The organism is Nonomuraea gerenzanensis, assembly GCF_020215645.1.
In the GTDB taxonomy this organism is placed as follows: domain Bacteria; phylum Actinomycetota; class Actinomycetes; order Streptosporangiales; family Streptosporangiaceae; genus Nonomuraea; species Nonomuraea gerenzanensis.
In genome coordinates, this window is record NZ_CP084058.1 from 3,322,441 (window position 1) to 3,342,541 (window position 20,101).

Here is a 20,101-nt window from a genome sequence, read left to right on the forward strand (position 1 = left end):
AAGCCGTGGACGGGAGAGCTGGAAACGTTCGGTTCAGGGGTGGGGCATGACGCTGGGGTGGGGGAGCGCGGGTAGCCCCTCCGCGGTGATCAGCCAGCCGTCGGGGAGCTCTGCCCCCTGGTTCACCGCCGTGGCGAGGTGTGCCATCGCGGCCAGCAGTCCTCCGTTGGCCGGGAGATAAACCGTGAGGAAGCCCGGTATTTGTGGATTGTGTCCATTGGGGAGGAAGACGTTCTTGGGGGAGGGGAGCAGGAGGGCGTCGATGGCGCGGCTGGTGTCGCCGAGGCGGGCCGCGGTCATGGCCATGACGGGGTAGTCCCAGCCCCAGGTGGACTGGAGGTCCCAGTGCTCCCAGACGGAGTCGAGCGTGGCCGACATCGTGGCGGGGTCCACGAGGTGGGTTTCCGGGAGCCAGCCCAGCGCCATGAGCATGGACGGGTGGTCCTTCCGGATGAGCAGCGGGGGAGTCGCGATCGCGGCGTAGGTTCCGTCGGGAAGCACGGTGGGCCGGCGCATGTTCCGCGCCACCCGGTCCCATTCCTGGTTCGCTTCGAGACCGAGCTCGACCCTCCAGTCGTTGGCCACGCGGAGCGCCCATGACCAGTACGCCAGCTCGAAGGTCGGGTCGGCGTTCGTCGCCCGGTCGAGGAGGTAGCTCTCCTGCGCGGGAATGAGCGGCGGCGGCAGCTCGTACGAACCGTCGCGTTCCTCGGCGAAGTCGGCCATGAAGTCGGCGGTCGCCTCGACGAGCGGGTAGTGCTCGCGCAGGAACGCCTCTCCCCGGCCCTCGCCACGCAGCAGCTCCAGCAGGTAGATGACGTGCGGTTGCTGCCACAGTAGGAAGACGCCGATGTTGCTGGGCGACTCGCGCGCGGACGGATCGGTCTGCTTCGGCCAGCGGGCACCGCGGCATCCCTGCCGGCGGGCGGTCACCTTCCCGGCATCAAGGGCGCCGTGGTACCAGCGCAGGCTGCGCTCCAGCAGATGTCCTCGGCCCCACAGCGAGAAGTGCGCCGCGTGCCACCAGTGCATCTCGAGGTGGAACTTGCCCGTCCAGGTGTTGTACGTCAGTCCGGACTCGGCGGGAGGTGTGGCTCCGGCGCTGTTCACGGCCGTGAGGTACTGCGACAGGACGATGCGCCGTTCCAGCTCCCCGGCGCGCGCGTCGGTGCTGCCGGCGAGGCTGATCGCGGCGCCGGTGCTCCAGTGCTCCGCCCACCATGCCCTCGCGGAGTCGCGGACGGCGGAGAAGCCGCGCTCATCCTGCTGCCGGTCCGGCGCCAGCGTCACCACGACCTCGAGAACGGCGGTGTTCGCGTGCGCGACGACGGAATCGGCCGCCTGCCGCAGGCTGCCGGTGGTGGAGACGCTGACACCGTAGGTGAGCGTCTCCACCGTGCGCCGTGCGTTCCAGTGGTGCTCCGCGCGCCGGTCCCAGGTCGTCTTCTGGGCGAGCGGGAGTTCGAAGGCGGCCAGGTCGTCCGGCTGGTCGTCGAAGACCCAGGCGACGCCCCAGCCGCGGAGCAGCAGGCCGGACTCGACGCGCACGGCGAAGCGGTGATCGTGCGGGTCGGCGACGGTGGTGACGCGGACGGGCTCGCCGTCGAGAACGTACGCGGCATGGATCGTTCCCGTCCACAGGTCGAGCTCGGTACGGACGTCCGACAACGCGGCCGGATGGCCGGGCCCGGTTCCGTCGGGGCGGACCAGGGCCAGGCGGCCGAGGTGCGCCCGGCGGGGGTTGAAGTGGTACCAAGCCCCGGTCACGAATTCCTCGGCGATGGGGTCACCGGCCCGTTGCAGGCCCATGCGGTCGAGGTAGGGCACCGGGCCGCGGGACGTCTCGTACAACGTGGTCGCGTCCTCCAGCCGCAGTTCCCGGTCGGCGCGGGTCTCGTACCAGCCCCAGGTCGACTGGGTGCGCAGCGGGATCTGGAAGTCGTCGGCGTCGAAGACGCGCGGGCGCTGCTCGGGTAGCCCGGTCAACCCGTCGCGCACGACGCGATGCGGGTCGGGGACCAGCTCGTGGAACGACGGGAACGTTTGCAGCCCGGAGACGTCGACCGTGAGTGCGATGTCGCCGTTGCCGACTGTCAGTACGTCGGCCGGGTGAGCGGACGTCAGCACGGGGTTGTGCCGTCGTACGAGCCGGCGGCGGTCGATTGCTTCGGGCATCCTCGTCTTTCCTCTTGCTTCTTCAGTGTCGGCCGCGATGGTGGCAGGGACCGTGGGACGACACGCGCGTGCTGTTCGAACAGCAGACTGCCGGGTCTCACTGCCTCAGAGCGCGTTGGCCTTGGCGACACTGCCCAGCCACGCGAGGCTGGGCTTGGGCCGGCGCTCGAACGTTTCCCGGTCGACGGCGACGAGACCGAACGTCGGATCCCAGTGCCCCCATTCGTAGTTGTCGAGCAGGCTCCAGTGGAGGTAGCCGCGCACGTCCACGCCGTCGCCCATCGCCGCGGACAGTGCGGTGAGAGCACCGGTCGTATAGGCGATGCGGCGGGAGTCATCGCCGGTCGCGATGCCGTTCTCGGTGACGACGATCGGCACGTCAGGCAGTACGTCGGCGGTGTGCCGGACGGCGATGCCGAGGGCGTCGGGGCGGTAAGCCGTTCGTACGAGGGTGTTGTCCGGGTGGACGGGGTGCGGTTCGATGCCGTCCGGCCCCACCCACTGCGCCGAGTAGGCCTGCACGCCGATGAAGTCGTCGCCGCGCGCCGCCTCCAGGTACAGGTCCTCCCAGACGTACTCGAGCCGCCGGCGCACCTCTTCCGCTCCGGGACGAGTCTCGAACGCGCGGCTGGCGACCGTCCATCCGACCTGAGCACCGGTGCGCTCCCGCAGCACGTCCCGGGCCGCATCGTGCGCTTCGGCGAGCCGGCGTCCGATCTTCACCGGCGGGGCGGGCTTCACCGGCCGGGGCGTGTCCGCCTCCAGCGTGGGGCTGAGCCACTCCAGCCCCGAGCCGGGGTTGAGCGTCGCCTCTGCCTCGCGCACCATGATCGCGAGCATGTTGGGCTCGTTGATCGTGCAGATCCACTCGACGCCGTCGAGGATTGAGGTGGTCGTCTCGGCGTAGGCCCGGAAGCGGTCCACGGCCCGTTCCCCGCGCCAGCCGCCCTCCTCCGCGAACCACCTGGGCGAGGTGAAGTGGTGGATCGTGACGAACGGGGTGACGCCCGCGGCGAGACACGCCTCGATCATGCGCCGGTAGTGCGCGAGCACCGCGCGGGACACCCTGCCTGGGGCCGGCTCGACGCGCGCCCACTCGATGCCGAAGCGGTAGGTGTTCAGGCCCGACTCCGCGACGAGCCGGATGTCCTCGGCGTAGCGGTGGTAGCTGTCGAGCGCGTCGCCGCTGCGCTCCGCTCCCGGCATGCGCTCCTCCTGTGCCCAGAAGTCGCTGTTGACGTTGTTGCCCTCGACCTGGTGCGGTGCGGTCGCCGCGCCCCAGAGGAAGCCGTCGGGGAAGGTGTGCATTCGTCTCTCGATCATGGTTCGTCGCCGCGGGAATCATCGGCGGAGGCCGGGGGCGGCCCCCCGAGTGGCAGTTAACGTAGCTGTTACGCCACGCAGAGGTCAAGGAAAATGTGTACCGGTCTACGACACTTTCCCTGGCTGTGTTCCTCCTCGAATGGATCTACCGTTATTCTGCATAGACCGGTCTACACACGTGACGATCTCGGCGCCGTAGGATCGGGGAGAACTTCGGTTGGAGAAGGGAAGCCCATGGTCGCGCCCGAGCGACGACGACGAGCAACCATTTCTGACGTGGCGAAACACGCCGGGGTGTCCAAGGCGGCGGTCTCCAAGGTGATCCGCAACGACTACGGCGTCAGCGACGCCATGCGTGAGCGCGTTCAGCGGGCCATCGACGAGCTGGGCTACCGCCCCCAGTCCGCCGCACGAGCGCTGCGCGGCAGGGCCTACACCATCGGCGTGCTCCTGCAGCACATCGGGGTTCCGTTCTACGCCGAGATCGTGACCGGGCTGGTGGATCAGCTCGCTGAATCCGAATATCAGGCGATCATGATCCAGGGCGGCACGCGCGACAAGACCGAGAAACGCGCCATCGATGCCCTCATCGACCGGCAAGTGGACGGCATACTGCTGATCGCTCCCCTGTCCGGCCGTACGCACCTGGAGCAGGTGGCCCGCGAGATCCCCATGCTGGTGCTCGGCCGGCACGACCGGTCGCCCGCCTACGACTCGATCGTCGACGACGATCGGATCGGCTCCGAGCTGGTCATGGAGCACCTGCTCGGGCTCGGTCACCGGCGCATCGGGCACATCACCTTCGAAACCGAGCATGGGCAGGGCGCCGACCGGACGCCGCAGATCAGGGCCGAGACCTACGAACGAGTGATGCGCGAACACGGGCTGGCCGAAGAGATCGTTGTCGCCACGACCTCCTACACCGAGGAGGGCGGCTACCGCGGCGCGCAGGAGCTGCTGAGCCGGTCGCCACGCCCCACGGCGATCTTCGCCGGCTCCGACGAAGCCGCTCTCGGTGTCCTGGCCGCGCTGCACGATGCCGGCCTGTCCGTCCCCGGCGACGTCTCCGTGGCCGGCTATGACAACACCAAACTGGCTGCTCACCCGAACATCGCGCTGACCACCGTCAACCAGGACGGCGTCGTCATGGGCCGCACGGCCGGGCGGTTGCTGCTCGAACGCATCGAAGGTCGCACGTCGGCCGCCCACTTCTCGGTCATTCCCAGCCTGGTCGTGCGGAACTCCACCGCCTCTCCTCGCCCGTGCCCCAGCGAGACCGGAAACCAACCGCCGTCGGGGTGAGGGCGTGTCAGAGCGTTCTACGAGCGCAGTGGTACTGCCCCGGGGCGGCCATCTTCGGCTCAGCTGTGGGAGGTTGAGGCCATCTATCGCCCCTGGCCGATCGAACGCGCTCGGTCGTCGAGAGGCGACGATTCGACAATTGCGGTGATGCTCCAGCCCATCTCCGCGTGCGACCCGCTCTCTTTGATGCGGACGCCGAAAGGGGCTGCTCGCCTGCGACTTCTTCCACGCCGGTGCGGAGGCGGCCACGTCATCCGCTGGTCCACCGGGGGATCGGCCAGGCGGCGCCGATGGTGGCCGTGCACTTGTCACGGTTACACACCGTTCATGGTCTCACCCAGCACAGCAGAGCAGAATGTGCACCCCTCACGCGGCCTGGACCACGGCGCCTGGGTTCCGCTCATGGCCATGTACCCTTTGGCCGACGTCCCTGTCCTCCAGCTCAGCCTGCCCACCTGCGACCGCGCCCGGCTCCTGGGACCTCGGAGCCCGCCTCGCCCCGTTGCGCGACGAGGGTGTCCTCGTCGTCGGGTCCGGCCACATGACTCACGGTCTGCCCTACGTTACCCGGGAGATGCTCCAGGGCGCAGTCCCCGCCTGGTCCGCCGACTTCGACGCCTGGGCCGCTGATGCCCTCACTCGTGGTGACATCGACCAGCTCGCCGCCTACCGCGACAGTGCGCCTGCCGACAATTACATCCGTCCAGGTCATGACTCTGCGAGGGCTTTGCTTGGCGTACGCGAGCTCCGGCCCCCCCGGGAGACGATAGCGTGTGCGGCAGGATGATCTGCTGTGCTCCTTCGCTTGGCCTATCTGACCATCACGAACGCCTTTGCCGCGCTGCGGTTGCTGCCCATGAGCGATCGGGACAAAGACGTGGAGATCCTCATCCTGCGTCACCAGATCACCGTCCTGGAACGCCAACTCGGTGCCGACACCAGAGTGAGATTCGCACCCGAAGACCGGGCTTTTCTGTCCGCTCTCCTGACCCCGCTGCCCCGCGAGGTTCTCTACCGGTTGCGACTCCTGGTTCGCCCGGACACCGTAGTGCGCTGGCACCGCGATCTGATGAACGGCGCCATGCCCGTACCTGCCGGCCGAAGCGGCCCGGGCGCCCACCCACGGTCCGCTCCATCCGCGCCCTCATTCTGCGCCTGGTCCGGGAGAACCCGGGCTGGGGCTATCGGCGCGTTCACGGAGAGCTCACCACGCTGGGCGTCAAGGTCGCACCATCCACGGTCTGGGAGATCCTCAAGCAAGAGGGCTCGATCCGGCGCCCGAGCGAGCGTCCACCACCTGGGCGGACTTCCTGCGCTCGCAACGGAACCTGTCAATTTGATCAAGGCAGTTGAGCTGGGCTAATTGTGTGTCGTCTTCTCTGTGGCGTCCTTCGGTTCGTTGGTCTTGGGCTTGTTGATCCAGGCGGGTCCGGGCAGGTCGGGCGGGGTGGGCAGACCACCGCTGGCGAATCGTTCGGGGTGTGTGGCGTGGGCGGCGGTCAGGACGGTGGCGCGCCGGTCGCGGATGGCGGCGGCGCGGCCGTAGTGCACGTCGACGGGGTGGTGGTAGCCGATCCCGGAGTGGAAGTGATCATGGTTGTACCAGGCGTAGAACTCCTGGCAGAAGACGCGGGCGTGTTCGATGGAGCCGAACCGGCCGGGGAAGATGGGGCAGTACTTCAGTGTCTTGAAGCTCGCTTCGACGTGCGGGTTGTCGTTGGAGGTCCGAGGCCGGGAATGAGACTTGGCCACGCCCAGGTCGATGAGGAGTTCGGCGAGGGTCTTGGAGGTCATCGAGCTGCCGCGGTCAGCGTGCAGGGTGAGGGTGCCTGCGTCGATGCCGTGCTTGCGTGCGGTCGCTTCGATGAGGTGTCGGGCCAGGTCAGCCGATTCGCGGGAGGCGACCATCCAGCCGACGACGTAGCGGCTGAACAGATCGATGATGGTGTAGAGGCAGTACCAGACGCCCTTGTCCGGGCCGCGCAGCTTGGTGATGTCCCAGGCCCAGACCTGGTTGGGGGCGTCGGCGACCAGCTCGGGCACCGCCCGGGGCGGATGGGTCGCCTGCCGGCGCCGGTCGGTGCCCACCTCGCCGTGCTGGCGCAGGATGCGGTACATGGTCGACTCCGACGCCAGATACACGCCCTCGTCGAGCAGGCTGTAGTAGGCGGTGGCCGGGGAGGCGTCAGCAAAGCGCTCGTTCAGCACCGCGCGGACCTGGTCGCGCTCGGCCGGCGACAATGCGGCCGGGTGCGGCTTGCGCGGCCGGGCGGGCCGCACCGGAGCCGGGCTCTGGCGGTGGTGGCGATACCAGGTCGCCTGCGACACCCCGGCCGCCGTGCAGGCGTTGCGCCGCCCCAGCAGCGGCACCAGTTCCTCGATCGCCTCGGCCTGGGCAGCCTGGAAGGTCTCGGTCACTGCTCGCCCCGGCCCGGCGGTGTCTCGCTGCTGGTGGCGAGCTGATCCAGCAGCGCGAAGAGCTTTCCCTGCACCTCGATCACCTGGCGGGTCTGGCCAAGCTCGGCACGCAGCCGCTCGACCTCCGCCTGCAGCTTGTCGATCTCCTTGTCACGCGGGTCGGCCTTCGGCCGTCCGACCGGACGGGCCAGCGCCTGCTCCGCACCGTGATCCCGCGCGGTGCGCCAGCTGGAGATCAGCGACGAGTACAGGCCCTCCCGGCGCAGCAACGCGCCCTTGCCCGCCTTGTCCAGACGGTCGTACTCCTCCAGGATCCGGGCCTTGTAAGCGGCGGAGTAGGAACGCGGACGCCCTCGTTCACGCACCTGAGGATCAGGAACCTCCGGATCCGGCTTGCTTGCTCCCACGAAGGGATGTCTCCTTCCCCACCCTCAGCACAGAGTTTCATGCCTATTTGCTACCTCTGTCCATTTTGGCAGGGAGGGCGGTTCGATTAATGTCGCTCAGTGTCGACGAGTGTCGATCTGTGCCGTTGTGACAGGGATTCTCCACGGCGTCGTGTCTGGCTGTGTCCGTGAGTGTCGCGCCGGATCGCATACGCGCGAGCAACCACCGAGCAACCACGCGTTCTTGACCACCGTCATCCTGTGCCATTTGTCCCCTTTGCCTCGGCACGGGTGTAGGGCCAGGTCTTCGTGATGAGGCCCAACCCAACGGCAGACCGAACGCGTACGAGCACCCGCCAATCAGTCATCGGCAGGAGATGTGCGTCTGCTCGTCAGGATGACTTGCAGTTGCTTCGGAAGCGACGCAGAGATTACTTGACGCGTATGGATGAGACTATCGGCCATCATAGAACTCCGAGCGTTCGGCCGTGTGTGGGGGCCCGTACACGGAGACCACCAGGTTGCCGCCGTGCGCGTCTGTCAAGGCGGGGCCAGTCCCGTCGAGTCCCCTTCGACCAGGGGCGCGTTCCATTCCAGCCGCCCTGTCAGGGTCGCGACGCGACGTGCTTTCGCATGCCGTGATAAGACAAATTGTGTATTTTTTGCTATGGCTGTCGCATGCAAGTTCGAATAACTTAGTGCTGACAGGCTGCTGACTGGCCAAAATTACATATTTTGGGCGGCGAAATAAGGCAGTCCGATCGCGCGCTCATCTCGGCGGTCTTCGTGGCGCAATTTTGTCGGTGGCAGCTCGTACGCTGACCGCGACAGTTCAAAGGGCTCGCGAGAACAGGTGGGTGATCCGTATGAACGATCGACTCTCTTCCCCCAAGGCCACTGGAGGAGCCGGAACAATCTTCGAGTATCAGTTCGCCGCCATCATGTTCAGTCGACTCCTGCGAGGCGCGCACGTCCCCATTGCGATTCAGCTCCCACTAGACCGGATCGGACTGCAGCAGCAAGTAACCGGCCATCCCTTCGACGACCTCGTCGCTCACGCCTTCCCTGCTCACACCGGGCCGCGCATCCAGATACAGGTGAAGCAGAAGATCCACATCCGGGGCAAGGACCAGGACTTCATCAAGGTTATGGCCGCTGCTTTGCGAGCCGTTCGAGAACAAGAAGCCGAGATCGCCGACGGCGCCCTACGGCTCGGCCTGGTCGCAGGAGGGCCGATGAATGATCTCGCTGAACTAAGAGAGGTCACAGAGATGGCCCGAACCATGCCGGATCACCAATCTCTGCACGCGCTACTTGGTGAGCACGTCACTAGCAGTCGGATAAGAGATCGCCATGCCCACGTCGTCGCCGCGGTTGCGTCGGCGGCCGCGGTGCAGGGCGAAGACGAGGCGGCAGCTCTTACTCATCGAGTACTCGGCGCCCTGCATGTCTGGCAAGTCGATCTGGGACCGGATGGTCGTGATACGCGATCAGAAATGGACCAGCTCGAAGTAGCCTTTTCGGGCAAAGTAAGTGCTGTTGCCCTATTCGCGCACCTATGCGATCTCGCACAAGAATATGGACCACGGGCCGGTCAGATAGATGCGCCATCTCTGCGCCGTGTGCTCCGAAGCAGATTCGGCCTTCAACTCGACCAAGGGCCAGCAGGTGGCGCACTGGACGAGAACAAGAAAGTCTTGAAAATATCGGTAACCACCAAGGGGTCGGGGCCAACCTGGGTGGCCGAAACCCAAACATTCCACAATCTAGACTTCCGCGGTGCCTGAACATCCATCCTCCAAATCAACATCGAGGTAGAGCATGAACGGCATGACCCCCGTAGGACTTACGGCCCACAATCACGATGACGACACCTCGTCGGCCGCTCCCTCGTCCGAAAATCTCGAGGCGGACCCCGAGAATCCCCTGCTAGCGACCGACAACGGCACCGAACCCTTCCCCCGGGAGACCGAGGTTGCCCCTGGTGCGTTCGATGACGTCGCCCCTGACACCTCTCCTGCTGAGACCGATGAGGGGACCACGCCCGCTTCGAAGGAGGCCGAGGCCATCACCGGGGTCTCCGTCGTGGTCGATGGGGAAGGGAACACTACCTTCGCCGCCTGGATGCAGGGCTTCCACTATTACTCCGGGGACCATGTAGAGCCCACACCCGTTCCAGACAGGGATCTGGCCGCGTGTGCAGAAGGACGCTTCGTGCCGCCGGCCTCGGGATGGGAGGATGCGGCGACAACACTCGCCAGCCAGGGGATCGTCGTACTTCTTGCTCCGGCAGGCAGCGGTCGGCGCACGGCGGCCCTGCGCCTTCTCTCCGATCGGTGCAATGGATCAGTCCTGTGCGATCTGGAAACTGCCTGGCAAAGACCCAACGTCAAATGCCTGCAGAACGTGCCGGCCGGGGCCGGAGGCTACCTGCTGGACATGTCCGAGCCCGCCGAGAAAACACCGAAGAAGGGCTTCGGCGTAGCGCTAGTTCAATGGGCGGCGCAGCGCAAGCGCCAGGGAACCTACCTCGTAGTCATTACCACGGAAAGCGCCTGGAGCGGTCCATGGGCAGACGAAGCCATTGATGTGGTGGTGGCACTCGGCTCCCCGGACGCTAAAACACTGGTTAAACGGGAGCTGACCCAGCACAAGGCTGCGCACCGCAGCGGTATGGTCGACGACCACAGACTTCAGCCAATCTGGGATTCTAACCCCAGCGCCGAAGACGCTTGCCAGCTCGCCAAGAAGATCGCTGCCTCTCGTGATGCGGACCCTCAACCCATCGTCGACGAATACACGGGCTGGACATCCTGGTTCACAGACTTTCCTGACAAGCTACACGCCAGGGTCGTTCTCTGGGCCGGCGCTCTATGCGATGGCGGCCGCCGCGAGTCGGTGCTCCGGATGTCGGACGCGCTGATCGAGCTATTGGGGGACGATCGCAGTCCTGCGGAGATCCTGGGCGGAGCCATATCGTCCAAACGATTCGACGCCGCGCACCTCAAGGAAACGGGAGATCGCGTCCAACTCCCTCCGGACAAGCATGGGCTGCCTTCGGCCGTGCTCCGCCACTTCTGGCGTGAGTTCCCCACCCAGCAAAAGCGCTTCGTGGGCTGGGCCACCAATCAGGCAGCCGAACTGCCCGTAGACGATGCTGAACGGGTAGCCGATGCTCTGGTAGAGCTCGGTGCCCATCATCGCGCAGGGGAGGTGTTCAAACAGTTGCGTGACACGCTGGCTCCTCGGCGCCGCGCCCTGGCGGTTCGAGCGCTGTCGGCGGCTGCCCTGGATAAGCGCTCCGGCCCTTATGTGCGAGGTCGCCTCTATACCTGGCTGTACGACTCACCCGCCCAAGGAGTGATCGACCTCGTTGCCGAGGTCTGTGGTGGTACCTTCGGCACCAAGATGCCCCTTCGCGCGTTGGCGCGGCTCCGCCTTGCCGGCGAGCACTCGGCATTCGGCAGCCTGCCGGTCGCTCAGGCATGGGTCTCGCTGACCGAGACACATCCGACGTATGTACGCACCGCAGTCACATCGTGGCTCACTGGCGATCGCTACCCCCGCGCCGGACTGGTGGCCTTCATGGCGCTAGCATCCACCAGCGTCGGTAGCGTGCTGCTCTTTGGTGAAGATGGGCGCGATCTCGAAGTCGAGAGCACCCAGACCATGATCGTCAACTGCCTTCGCCAAGCCCTGGGAGAGCCCGAGGCCATAGCGGCCGCCGACACCATCATCCAGAACTGGGCTGCCCAGGCCGATGAGGGTTCACTTCCAAGACGGGTGGTGGTAGACATGCTCGGCGCGGTGTTCACTGGTGACCGCTACCAGGACATCAAGAGATTCCTGTCGCAGGAAAAACTCCCTGACCCGGGAACTCTCTGGCATGAGATCCTCACAAAGGCCCTTCTACCTACAGGCTCCCGGGAACCGGCCTCCGAAACAGCGGCACGGGCTGAGTGACATGCGGCTCCTGCCGTGGCCGCGGAGTGCTGCATTCCGTACGGCCCTGCCGACACATGTACCCGGAATCCACGTCTTGGCGGACGGGCGCGTCTGGTTCAGATACGGCGGAGCAGAATGCACGCTGACCTCGGCCAGGGCGGCGCGAGCCGCCGCCTTGGCCGAGGTCTATGGCGCAGCTGCCGCACGCGTTTCGTGCCGCTTGCCGAGAGAAGTATTCAAGGCGGAGCAGCAGCTCGCACTTGATCTCGCTACATGGCAGCAGGCTAAGAACTATCCAGGTATGCGATTCAAGGCACGCATCACTCTGACACTCACCAGCGAGAATGCAAAACGAGCCGTCCTCTATGAGGAAGCATTGCGCGCCGGGCAGCTTGAACAGACGCTCGCCGCCGACGAGCTCGGCCACCTCAAGAAAACAGCACTGGTGGACATAAGGACAGCCCGAGTCTGGTGGTTCCAGCAGCACCTTATCCAGGGGAAGTTGCTCGAGTCGTGGGACTCTTTCGACGAGGTTATCCGTCCTATGATCAACGATCATACTCAAGACGCCGCAAGTCGGTTTGCGCAGGTATTTGCAACAGCCGCACAACGCGCGCTGGATGACCCAAGTAAGGTGCAGGACCTGCGTCTAATGGCTCACATGCTGCTTACCACTGCAGGATGGCAAGATCTTGCCGATGAGCTCAAAAACGGTGGCGTTCAGTCCAGCAACGGGGACTCGTAGTGCGCACCGGAGAGTGATGCATCCACGGTTTCAGTCGCCTATGATCGGCGCTCTGCTAGCCGTCGATAGTGGGGAGCTGCCATGTCTGCCGGTGCCGACGAACCTATGTGGACCGATATTCTGGCGGCCATCGGGGGCTTGATAACCGGCATGATCTCGCTGATCGCTCTTGGTGTCGCGATCTACGCAGCGACCAAAGCCGGACGCCAGGCCAGCGCGGCCGAAGACCAGACCATTGCGACGCAGCACTCAGCCGATGGCACGTGGGATCAAGCAATGTCGGCGCGCCAGCAGTTCGAACTGGCGGAGAAGATCCGCCGGGAGCAGCAGGAGCCGCACATCGTGGTGGACATCCACCCGTCGCCTCACGTCAGCAGCGTCCTCATTCTCGTCATCGAGAACATCGGCTCCACAGTCGCCAGGGATGTGCGAATCGCCTTCGACAAGCCGATCGAACGAGCGGTGGAGGACAACCCCAATCAGCACAGACTGAATGAACACCGCATCTTCACCGAGGGCATTCCGCACATGCCTCCGCGGCACCGTATCGAGCTGCTCTTCGACTACGGGCCAGATCGCTTTGAGGCGGACCTCCCGATGGCGTACACCGTGACTGTGGACGCCGAGTGGACTGGCGGGCGGGTTGACACGCTGACCTATCTCATCGATCTCTCGGTCTACTACAACGTCAACTACCTTGGGGTCAAGAACCTGCACGACGGCGTGAAGATGCTCGGAGAAGTCAAGAAGCAGCTCGAGCTTATGAATAGGCACGCCAACCGACACGCCAGCTCGCTGATGCTGGCCGACCGATCGTCCCGGCTCGGCGAGTTCCGCCGCGCAATCCGGACTGTCTTAAGAGCCACGATTAGGCGTTAGCCGTCCGCTGCCTGGGCGGCGGTGCTCGGCGTCCATCGCCAGCCCGGGCAGGTAAGGCACTAAGTGGTGCCGCTCTAAATATTGGACGGTCCAAAATATCTATAAGTGCTGCGGTCGTTGCACCGGATCGGTAACAGTCGATCCTGCTGATGCTATGAGGAAGAGAAGGAACTGAGGTTCCTTCCGCGAAGTGGGGGATGGCCTCGGGCGTCTTAAACGTTGAGCCGAGCGGGCTGAGCAGGGGTGATCAGTGAGCTTCTTGGACCGGTTCCGGCGTGAACCCCCTCCACCGATGAGGACCGCTCCGCCATCTGTATCCGCTCAGCACCCGTCTTCTGCGCGCCCTGGTCGCCACGCGATGCACGCTTCCGCGCCGCCGGCGCCACAGGCTCATCCGTACGCTCCCGTAGATCCGTGGCTGCGTCCGGGAATGGGCATCACCATCGCGGGCTACAACATCGTTGGCGGGCTCCTCTACGTCGGTACGCAGTTGGGCACGCCATCGGGATACACGGTGGACCCGGCGCTGATCAACCCGAACTTGCCCGTTGACCTGCGTCAGCCGGACTGGGGCGGGCAGGGTTTGGACTACTGGCCGTCGTACAGCGACATTCCACCGCAGTCGAGGGCTGCCTATCTGGCCTGGCTCGCCGATGGGCGGCGCTTCCCGCAAGTGCCGATCGGTTATGTGTTCCTCTACTTCTACGGGCTGGAACGGCGGGTGCTGTACGACCTGCAGCGGGACCGTTCCATGGCGGCCTCCGAGCTGCCGATCATCCATCAGGAAGTCCGACGTCTCCTGGCCGTCTACGGCGGCCACAAGGCTTTCAAGCGCTACGCGGGACAGTTTGAGCAGGTGCTGGACATGTTCACGGCTGAACCCTCCGCGAAAGCGCCGGAGCCCACCCGCGACTACCCGCCCCCGTTACGGTTGCGTGCCGGCCTGGGAACGTTCGCGGCACAAGGCGTACCCGTGCCCGCCGACTGGGCGTTGACCTGGATCCGCTCGCATCCGGATTACTACCCGCGTACCCCTGCGACCCGCTGCGCCGCCGAGTTCGACGCGCTCTTCGTGCAGCGCTATGCCGCCCGCCATGGCCAGGGGCTCATGGTCCGGCCGGGCCGCAAGGAGGTCACCCTGGACTACCGGCCCGCCAGCGCGGGCTTTCACAGCGTCGCCGAGCTGACCTTGCCTGGCATCCCCGACGTGCTCGGGTACGCAGCGCCGACCAGGAAGCTGACCGCGCTGGCCGACGAATGCACCTCGGACCTGGAGGCCTACAGCCGTTACGTCGGCCGGGTGCCCGACGGGCAGCGCTCGGTCCAAGCGCAGGCGCTGCTCCCGGCCGAGCTGGTGAACCTGTCCGGCGGTGGTGCCGGGCAGGCCATCGCGTGGGCGCGCCACCGGCTCGGCACCCAGGAGCTCGCCGTCGTGCCGGTGGGGGAGTTGTCCGCCTTCATCTCCTCACCTCAGGAAGCGAGGCCGGGCAAGAAAGACGTCGTCGCGATGGCGCAGGTGCTGGGCCGGGCGGGCGTCGGCATCGAACCCGATCCGCGCCTGGGCGGTCCGGTGCTCACCTCGGGCAGCATGGTGTTGTTCGCTGCCCCGGACGGCCCGACGGCGGCCGCCTCGGACGCCTACCAGGCGGCGACGCTGCTGCTGCACCTGGCGGCGGCGGTCAGCGCCGCCGACGGCGACTTCGACGAGAGCGAGCAGCGCCACCTGAGCGACCATCTGGAGCGGGCCCTGCACCTGACCGCCGAGGAGCGGCGGCGCCTGCACGCGCACCTGCGCTGGCTGACCGTCACCCCGGTCAAACTCACCGGCCTGACCCGGCGCATCGCGGGCATCGACGCGGCCCAGCGCCAGTATGTGGCGGAGTTCCTGACCGCCGTGGCCGGGGCCGATGGCCGGATCTCGCCGGACGAGGTGAAGACCCTCACCAAGATCTACCGCCTGCTGGAGCTCGATCCCGCCTTCCTGCCGACCTCCACCAGGCCGACGGCGGCGACGGAGCCGGTGGTCGTCCGCCCAGCGCGACCAGAACGCGGTTACGCCATCCCGCAGCAGGCCGAGCAGACCGTCGCCCCGCTCGTTCGGCTGGATGCGGCGGCGATCGCGGCCAAGCTGGCCGAGACCGCACGCGTTGGCGCGCTGCTGGGCTCGATCTTCACCGAGGACGAGCCCCCGCCGGCCGCCGCGCCGCTACCCGCCGCCGCACCCGTGGCCGGGCTCGACGGGCAGCACTCCGGATTGGTGCGCGAGCTGGCCTCGGCGGAGCAGCTCGCGCGGGCGGAGTTCGAGCAGCTGGCGGCGCGCTGGAAACTGCTGCCGGACGGCGCGCTGGACCGGATCAACGAGGCCGCCTACGAGCTGGCGGGCGAGCCGCTACTGGATGGTGACGACCCGATCTGGGTCGACCGGAACCTGCTGGGAGAGATGCTGACGTGACTTCGACCGCGATCCGTCCCCGAGAGCGTGACGCCCTGCTGCAGTCCCTGCGGGCCGGCGTCGTGCCGCGCATCGGGCAGCGCCACATCCAGGTGGGACGTGAGCCCGAGGTGAAGGCGCTGGTGACCGACCTCGACCGGATCTCCGACGGCGGGTCGGCGGTGCGCTTTGTGATCGGCGAGTTCGGCGCCGGTAAGACGTTCTTCCTGCATCTGGTGCGTTCCGTCGCGATGGAGAAGAAGCTGGTCACCGCGCACGCCGATCTCAACCCGGACCGGCGCCTGCACTCCAGCGGCGGTCAGGCCCGCGGCCTGTACGCCGAGCTGATGCGCAACCTGGCCACCCGCGCCAAGCCGGACGGGGGAGCGCTGAGCAGCGTGGTGGAACGTTTCGTCTCCACCGCGCTGGCCGAGGCCCAGCAGAGCGGCGCCGACCCGGCGCAGGTCATCCGGGCCAGGCTGGCGCACCTGAGCGAGATGACCGGCGGCTATGACTTCGCCGAGGTCGTCGGGGCCTACTGGCGCGGCCACGACAGCGGCGACGAGCAGCTCAAGTCGGCGGCGGTGCGCTGGCTGCGCGCGGAGTACGCCACCAAGACCGAGGCCCGCTCGGCGCTCGGCGTGCGCACGATCATCGACGATGCCGCCGTTCACGACCACCTGAAGCTGATGAGCCGCTTCGTTCGGCTGGCCGGCTACGACGGGCTGCTGGTGTGCCTGGATGAGATGGTCAACCTCTACAAGCTGTCCTCCACCCAGGCGCGCAACTCCAACTACGAGCAGATCCTGCGCATCCTCAACGACACTCTGCAGGGCACCGCCGCCCACCTCGGGTTCGTCTTCGGCGGCACCCCGGAGTTCCTCGCCGACACCCGTCGCGGCCTGTTCAGCTACCCCGCTCTGCAATCACGCCTGGCCGAGAACACCTTCGCCGCCGCCGGCCTGGTCGACTACTCCGGCCCAGTGCTGCGCCTGGCCGCGCTCACCCAGGAGGACCTGTACGTCCTGCTGACCAAGCTGCGCCACGTCCAAGCAGGCGGCGACACCTCCCGCTATCTGCTGGCCGACGACGCGCTGGCCGCGTTCATGTACCACTGCGCCAACCGCATTGGCGAGGCCTACTTCCGCACGCCCCGCACCACGATCAAGGCGTTCTGCGACCTGCTGGCCGTGCTGGAGCAGAACCCGGGCGTGGACTGGCGGCAGATCCTGCCCTCGGTGGAGCCGGTGCCGGAGACCAATCCCGACCTGGCGCCACTCGACGAGGACACCGACGGAAGGCCCGGCGATGACGACCTCGCCTCCTTCCGCCTCTGACGCCTTCGAACGGCTGCACCCCAAGGTCCAGCAGTGGATCTGGCAGCAGAACTGGCGCGAACTGCGCGAGGCCCAGGAAGCCGCCGTCGCGCCGATCCTGGCCGGTGATCGGGACGTGCTCGTCGCCGCCGCCACCGCCTCGGGCAAGACCGAGGCGGCGTTCTTGCCGATCTGCTCGGTGCTGACCGAGCAGCCGGACACCGTCGGGTTCGCCGCCGTCTACATCAGTCCGCTCAAGGCCCTCATCAACGACCAGTACGGGCGGCTCGACCAGCTCTGCGACCACCTGGGCATCACGGTCTCCCGCTGGCACGGCGACGTCGCCGCCTCATCCAAGAGCAAGCTGCTCGACCGTCCCCGGGGCATTCTGCTGATCACCCCGGAGTCGCTGGAGGCGATGTTCGTTTTGCGCGGCTGGAAGGTCCGCGACTTCATGGCCTCTGTCCGCTACCTCGTCATCGACGAGCTGCACTCCTTCATCGGCACCGAACGCGGCGCCCAGTTGCAGTCCCTCCTGCACCGCCTTGACCTGGCGGCCCGCCGCCGCATCCCTCGCATCGGCCTGTCGGCGACCCTCGGCGACATGGGCAAGGCCGCCGACTTCCTGCGCCCGCGGGCCGGCGACGACGTCACCGTGATCGTCTCCAGCAGCGACGCGCAGGAGCTTCGCTTGCAGATCCGCGGCTACGTTCAGACCGCCCCCGTGCTCGACCCGCGCGCCCGAGCCGCCCACGAAGCGCTCGGCGAGGAGGTGACCGCGGACGATGTCGCCACCGGCGACCGGCTGGCCATCGCCGACCACCTGTTCGCCACGCTGCGCGGCTCGCACCACCTTGTCTTCGCGGGCTCCCGCGCCGCCGTCGAGGACTACACCGACCTGCTCAACCGCCGCTGCGAGGACGCCCGCGTACCGGAGGAGTTCGTCCCGCACCACGGCAACCTGTCCAAGGACATCCGCGAGCACGCCGAAGCCCGCCTCAAGGACCGCACCCGCCCGGCCACCGCCGTCTGCACCTCCACTCTGGAGATGGGCATCGACATCGGCTCGGTCACCTCCATCGCGCAGATCGGCGCCCCACCCAGCGTGGCCGCCCTGCGGCAACGCCTCGGCCGCTCCGGCCGGCGCGGCGGCCCGGCCATCCTGCGCCTGTACGTCAGTGAACCCGAAGCCACCCCGGCCATCCACCCGGCCGACGAACTACGCGCCCAGCTCGTGCAGTCCATCGCCACCATCGAGCTGCTCCTGCAACGCTGGTACGAGCCCCCGGCCGCCGAGGCCCTGCACCTGTCCACCCTCACCCAGCAGCTCCTGTCGCTCATCGCCCAGCACGGCGGCATCACCCCCGCCGACGCCTACCGCACCCTGTGCGCGCAGGGCCCCTTCCGCGCCGTCGACAGCCCGACCTTCGCCACGCTGCTGCGCGACCTCGCCGCCGCCGACCTCGTCCGCCAGGAGAACGACGGGCTGCTGCTGCCCGCCGAGACGGGGGAGCGGCTGGTCAATCACCACACCTTCTACGCAGCCTTCGCCGCTCCGACCGAATACCGCATTGTCACCGAGGGCCGCACGCTCGGCAGCCTGCCCATGGAACAACCGCTTCCGGAAGGGAGCCTGATCATCTTCGCCGGCCGGCGCTGGCGCATCCTGACCATCGACACCCACGCCAAGCTCATCGAGGTCACCCGCGCCTCCGGCGGCCGGCCGCCTCGCTTCACCAGCGTCGGCCCGCTCGTGCACGACCGCATCCGCACCACCATGCGGCGCCTGTACGAGGACACCACGGTCCCGGCCTACCTGGACGCCGCCGCCCAGAGTCTGCTCGCCGAGGGCCGCGCCGCCTACCGCCGTCTCGGCCTGCACGACACCCCGCTCGTCGGCTACGGCAACGACACCCTGCTGTTCCCCTTCCGCGGTGACGCCATCATGACCACCCTCGGCCTGGCCCTGCACGCCTACGGCGTCGACGTCGTCCGCTACGGAGTCGCGCTGCTGATCAGCGACACCTCCCCGCAAGTCGCCGCCGGCCTGCTGGCCGACCTGGCCGCGGAGGGTGTTCCCGACGCCCTCGCCCTGGCCGCGCTGATCCCCGACAAGCGCGTCGACAAGTACGACGACGTCATCGGCGAGGAACTGCTCACCCGCTCCTACGCCCGCCGCCTCGACGTCACCGAAACGCAGCAGTCCATCAGCGCCCTCGCCACCACCACCGACCGCACCCGCGCGGTCACCTTGGACACGCCCAAGGCTGCCGCGCCGCCGCGCCGTCACCGCATCGGGTCGCTGCCGTACGCCGTCGTCGACATCGAGACCACCGGCCTCGACACCCGCAAGGCCCGCATCGCCGAAATCGCGATCATTCGCCTGCACCCCGACGGCAGCGAAGACCGCACCTACTCCACCTTGGTCAACCCGGGACGCCGGCCAGGCCCCACCCACGTCCACGTCCTCACCGAAGGTCAACTGGCAACGGCACCTCATTTCCCGCAGATCGCCGGAGACGTGGCGGCCATGCTGGACGGCGCGGTCATCGTGGCTCACAACGTCCGCTACGACAGCGGAGTCCTCAGCACCGAATTCGCCCGCGCCGGGTACGCCCCCGACAACCTCATGACCTTGTGCACCCTGAACCTGGCGCGCCGCTTCGGGCTGCCACTGCCCTCCCATCGCCTCGCCGACTGCGCCGCCGCCGAAGGACTCGACCACGGTCCAGCGCACCACGCCGAGAGCGACGCCCGAACCTGCGCCGCCCTGCTGCGGATCTACCTCGAACGGGCAACGGCACAGGGACTGCAGTGGTTCGGCGAACTCGGCGTGCTCGGACGACTTCCGGCGAGGCCGTGGTGTCCGGCACCCGTTTCCGCCCTCGCCCGACGCCGTGTTATGTCGGGGCGAGAAGACCTTCATGAGCCGTAGTCGAATGGGACCTCCGCGGCAGACCACGCTCCTCTCGCTTCTCGGTATCGGCGCCGTCCTTTTGGTTGAGCTGCTAGGACCGCGGATCCCGACACCGCCGAACGTACTCAGCCTGATCCGGGCTGCTGCAGCTCTATTAACTAACAGAATGCGTACCGTAGGTCTGTCCTAGAGCAGGAGATCTTAATGACACGAAGCTCGGCGGGTGGGGCTGGGGCAGCTGGAGGCGTGGGGCATGAAGCCCGA

12 protein-coding genes are annotated in these 20,101 nt (G+C 67.0%); 9 read left to right on the top strand and 3 right to left on the bottom strand.

The window, feature by feature from the left end; all coding sequences use genetic code 11:
- Nucleotides 1–33 precede the first annotated feature (33 nt).
- Together LCN96_RS15840 and LCN96_RS15845 are read right to left on the bottom strand one after the other, a co-directional pair.
- Complete coding sequence (locus LCN96_RS15840) at nt 34–2,175, bottom strand: hypothetical protein (protein WP_225273391.1); 2,142 nt, start codon at nt 2,173–2,175, stop codon at nt 34–36.
- Between the two features lie 105 nt (nt 2,176–2,280).
- Complete coding sequence (locus tag LCN96_RS15845; protein ID WP_225273392.1) at nt 2,281–3,498, bottom strand: glycoside hydrolase family 1 protein; 1,218 nt, start codon at nt 3,496–3,498, stop codon at nt 2,281–2,283.
- 276 nt (nt 3,499–3,774) lie between these two features.
- On the opposite strand from LCN96_RS15845, the gene LCN96_RS15850 reads away from it, so the two are divergent.
- On the top strand, nt 3,775–4,800 hold the full coding sequence (locus LCN96_RS15850; protein ID WP_263657485.1) for a LacI family DNA-binding transcriptional regulator: 1,026 nt from the start codon (nt 3,775–3,777) through the stop codon (nt 4,798–4,800).
- Between the two features lie 355 nt (nt 4,801–5,155).
- Entirely contained in the window at nt 5,156–5,587 is a 432-nt protein-coding gene (locus tag LCN96_RS57400) for a DODA-type extradiol aromatic ring-opening family dioxygenase (protein WP_404823969.1), read from the top strand.
- A 572-nt stretch (nt 5,588–6,159) separates the two neighbouring features.
- On the opposite strand, the gene LCN96_RS15860 is transcribed toward LCN96_RS57400, so the two are convergent.
- Nucleotides 6,160–7,625, bottom strand: a protein-coding gene (locus LCN96_RS15860) for an IS3 family transposase (protein ID WP_404823970.1) whose coding sequence is annotated in 2 segments (ribosomal slippage) — nt 6,160–7,286 and nt 7,286–7,625 — 1,467 coding nt in all. Because the reading frame shifts where the segments join, the coding sequence is not laid out codon by codon here.
- Between the two features lie 845 nt (nt 7,626–8,470).
- On the opposite strand from LCN96_RS15860, the gene LCN96_RS15870 reads away from it, so the two are divergent.
- The 7 genes from LCN96_RS15870 (at nt 8,471) to LCN96_RS15900 (ending at nt 19,855) form a co-directional block, all read left to right on the top strand.
- Nucleotides 8,471–9,391, top strand: a complete 921-nt coding sequence (locus tag LCN96_RS15870; RefSeq protein WP_225273395.1) for a hypothetical protein — start codon at nt 8,471–8,473, stop codon at nt 9,389–9,391.
- 34 nt (nt 9,392–9,425) lie between these two features.
- A complete protein-coding gene (locus LCN96_RS15875) occupies nt 9,426–11,567 on the top strand; it encodes a hypothetical protein (protein WP_225273396.1) in 2,142 nt (713 codons plus the stop codon).
- 76 nt (nt 11,568–11,643) lie between these two features.
- On the top strand, nt 11,644–12,294 hold the full coding sequence (locus LCN96_RS15880) for a hypothetical protein (RefSeq protein WP_225273397.1): 651 nt from the start codon (nt 11,644–11,646) through the stop codon (nt 12,292–12,294).
- 81 nt (nt 12,295–12,375) lie between these two features.
- On the top strand, nt 12,376–13,173 hold the full coding sequence (locus LCN96_RS15885; protein ID WP_225273398.1) for a hypothetical protein: 798 nt from the start codon (nt 12,376–12,378) through the stop codon (nt 13,171–13,173).
- A gap of 430 nt (nt 13,174–13,603) precedes the next feature.
- Nucleotides 13,604–15,625, top strand: a complete 2,022-nt coding sequence (locus LCN96_RS15890) for a tellurite resistance TerB family protein (protein WP_225273399.1) — start codon at nt 13,604–13,606, stop codon at nt 15,623–15,625.
- Nucleotides 15,622–16,941, top strand: coding sequence for an ATP-binding protein (locus tag LCN96_RS15895; RefSeq protein ID WP_225273400.1), 1,320 nt, complete (start codon nt 15,622–15,624; stop codon nt 16,939–16,941). The genes LCN96_RS15890 and LCN96_RS15895 overlap by 4 nt, the downstream gene beginning before the upstream one ends.
- On the top strand, nt 16,913–19,855 hold the full coding sequence (locus tag LCN96_RS15900) for a DEAD/DEAH box helicase (protein WP_225273401.1): 2,943 nt from the start codon (nt 16,913–16,915) through the stop codon (nt 19,853–19,855). Before LCN96_RS15895 ends, LCN96_RS15900 begins: the two co-directional genes overlap by 29 nt.
- Nucleotides 19,856–20,101 lie beyond the last annotated feature (246 nt).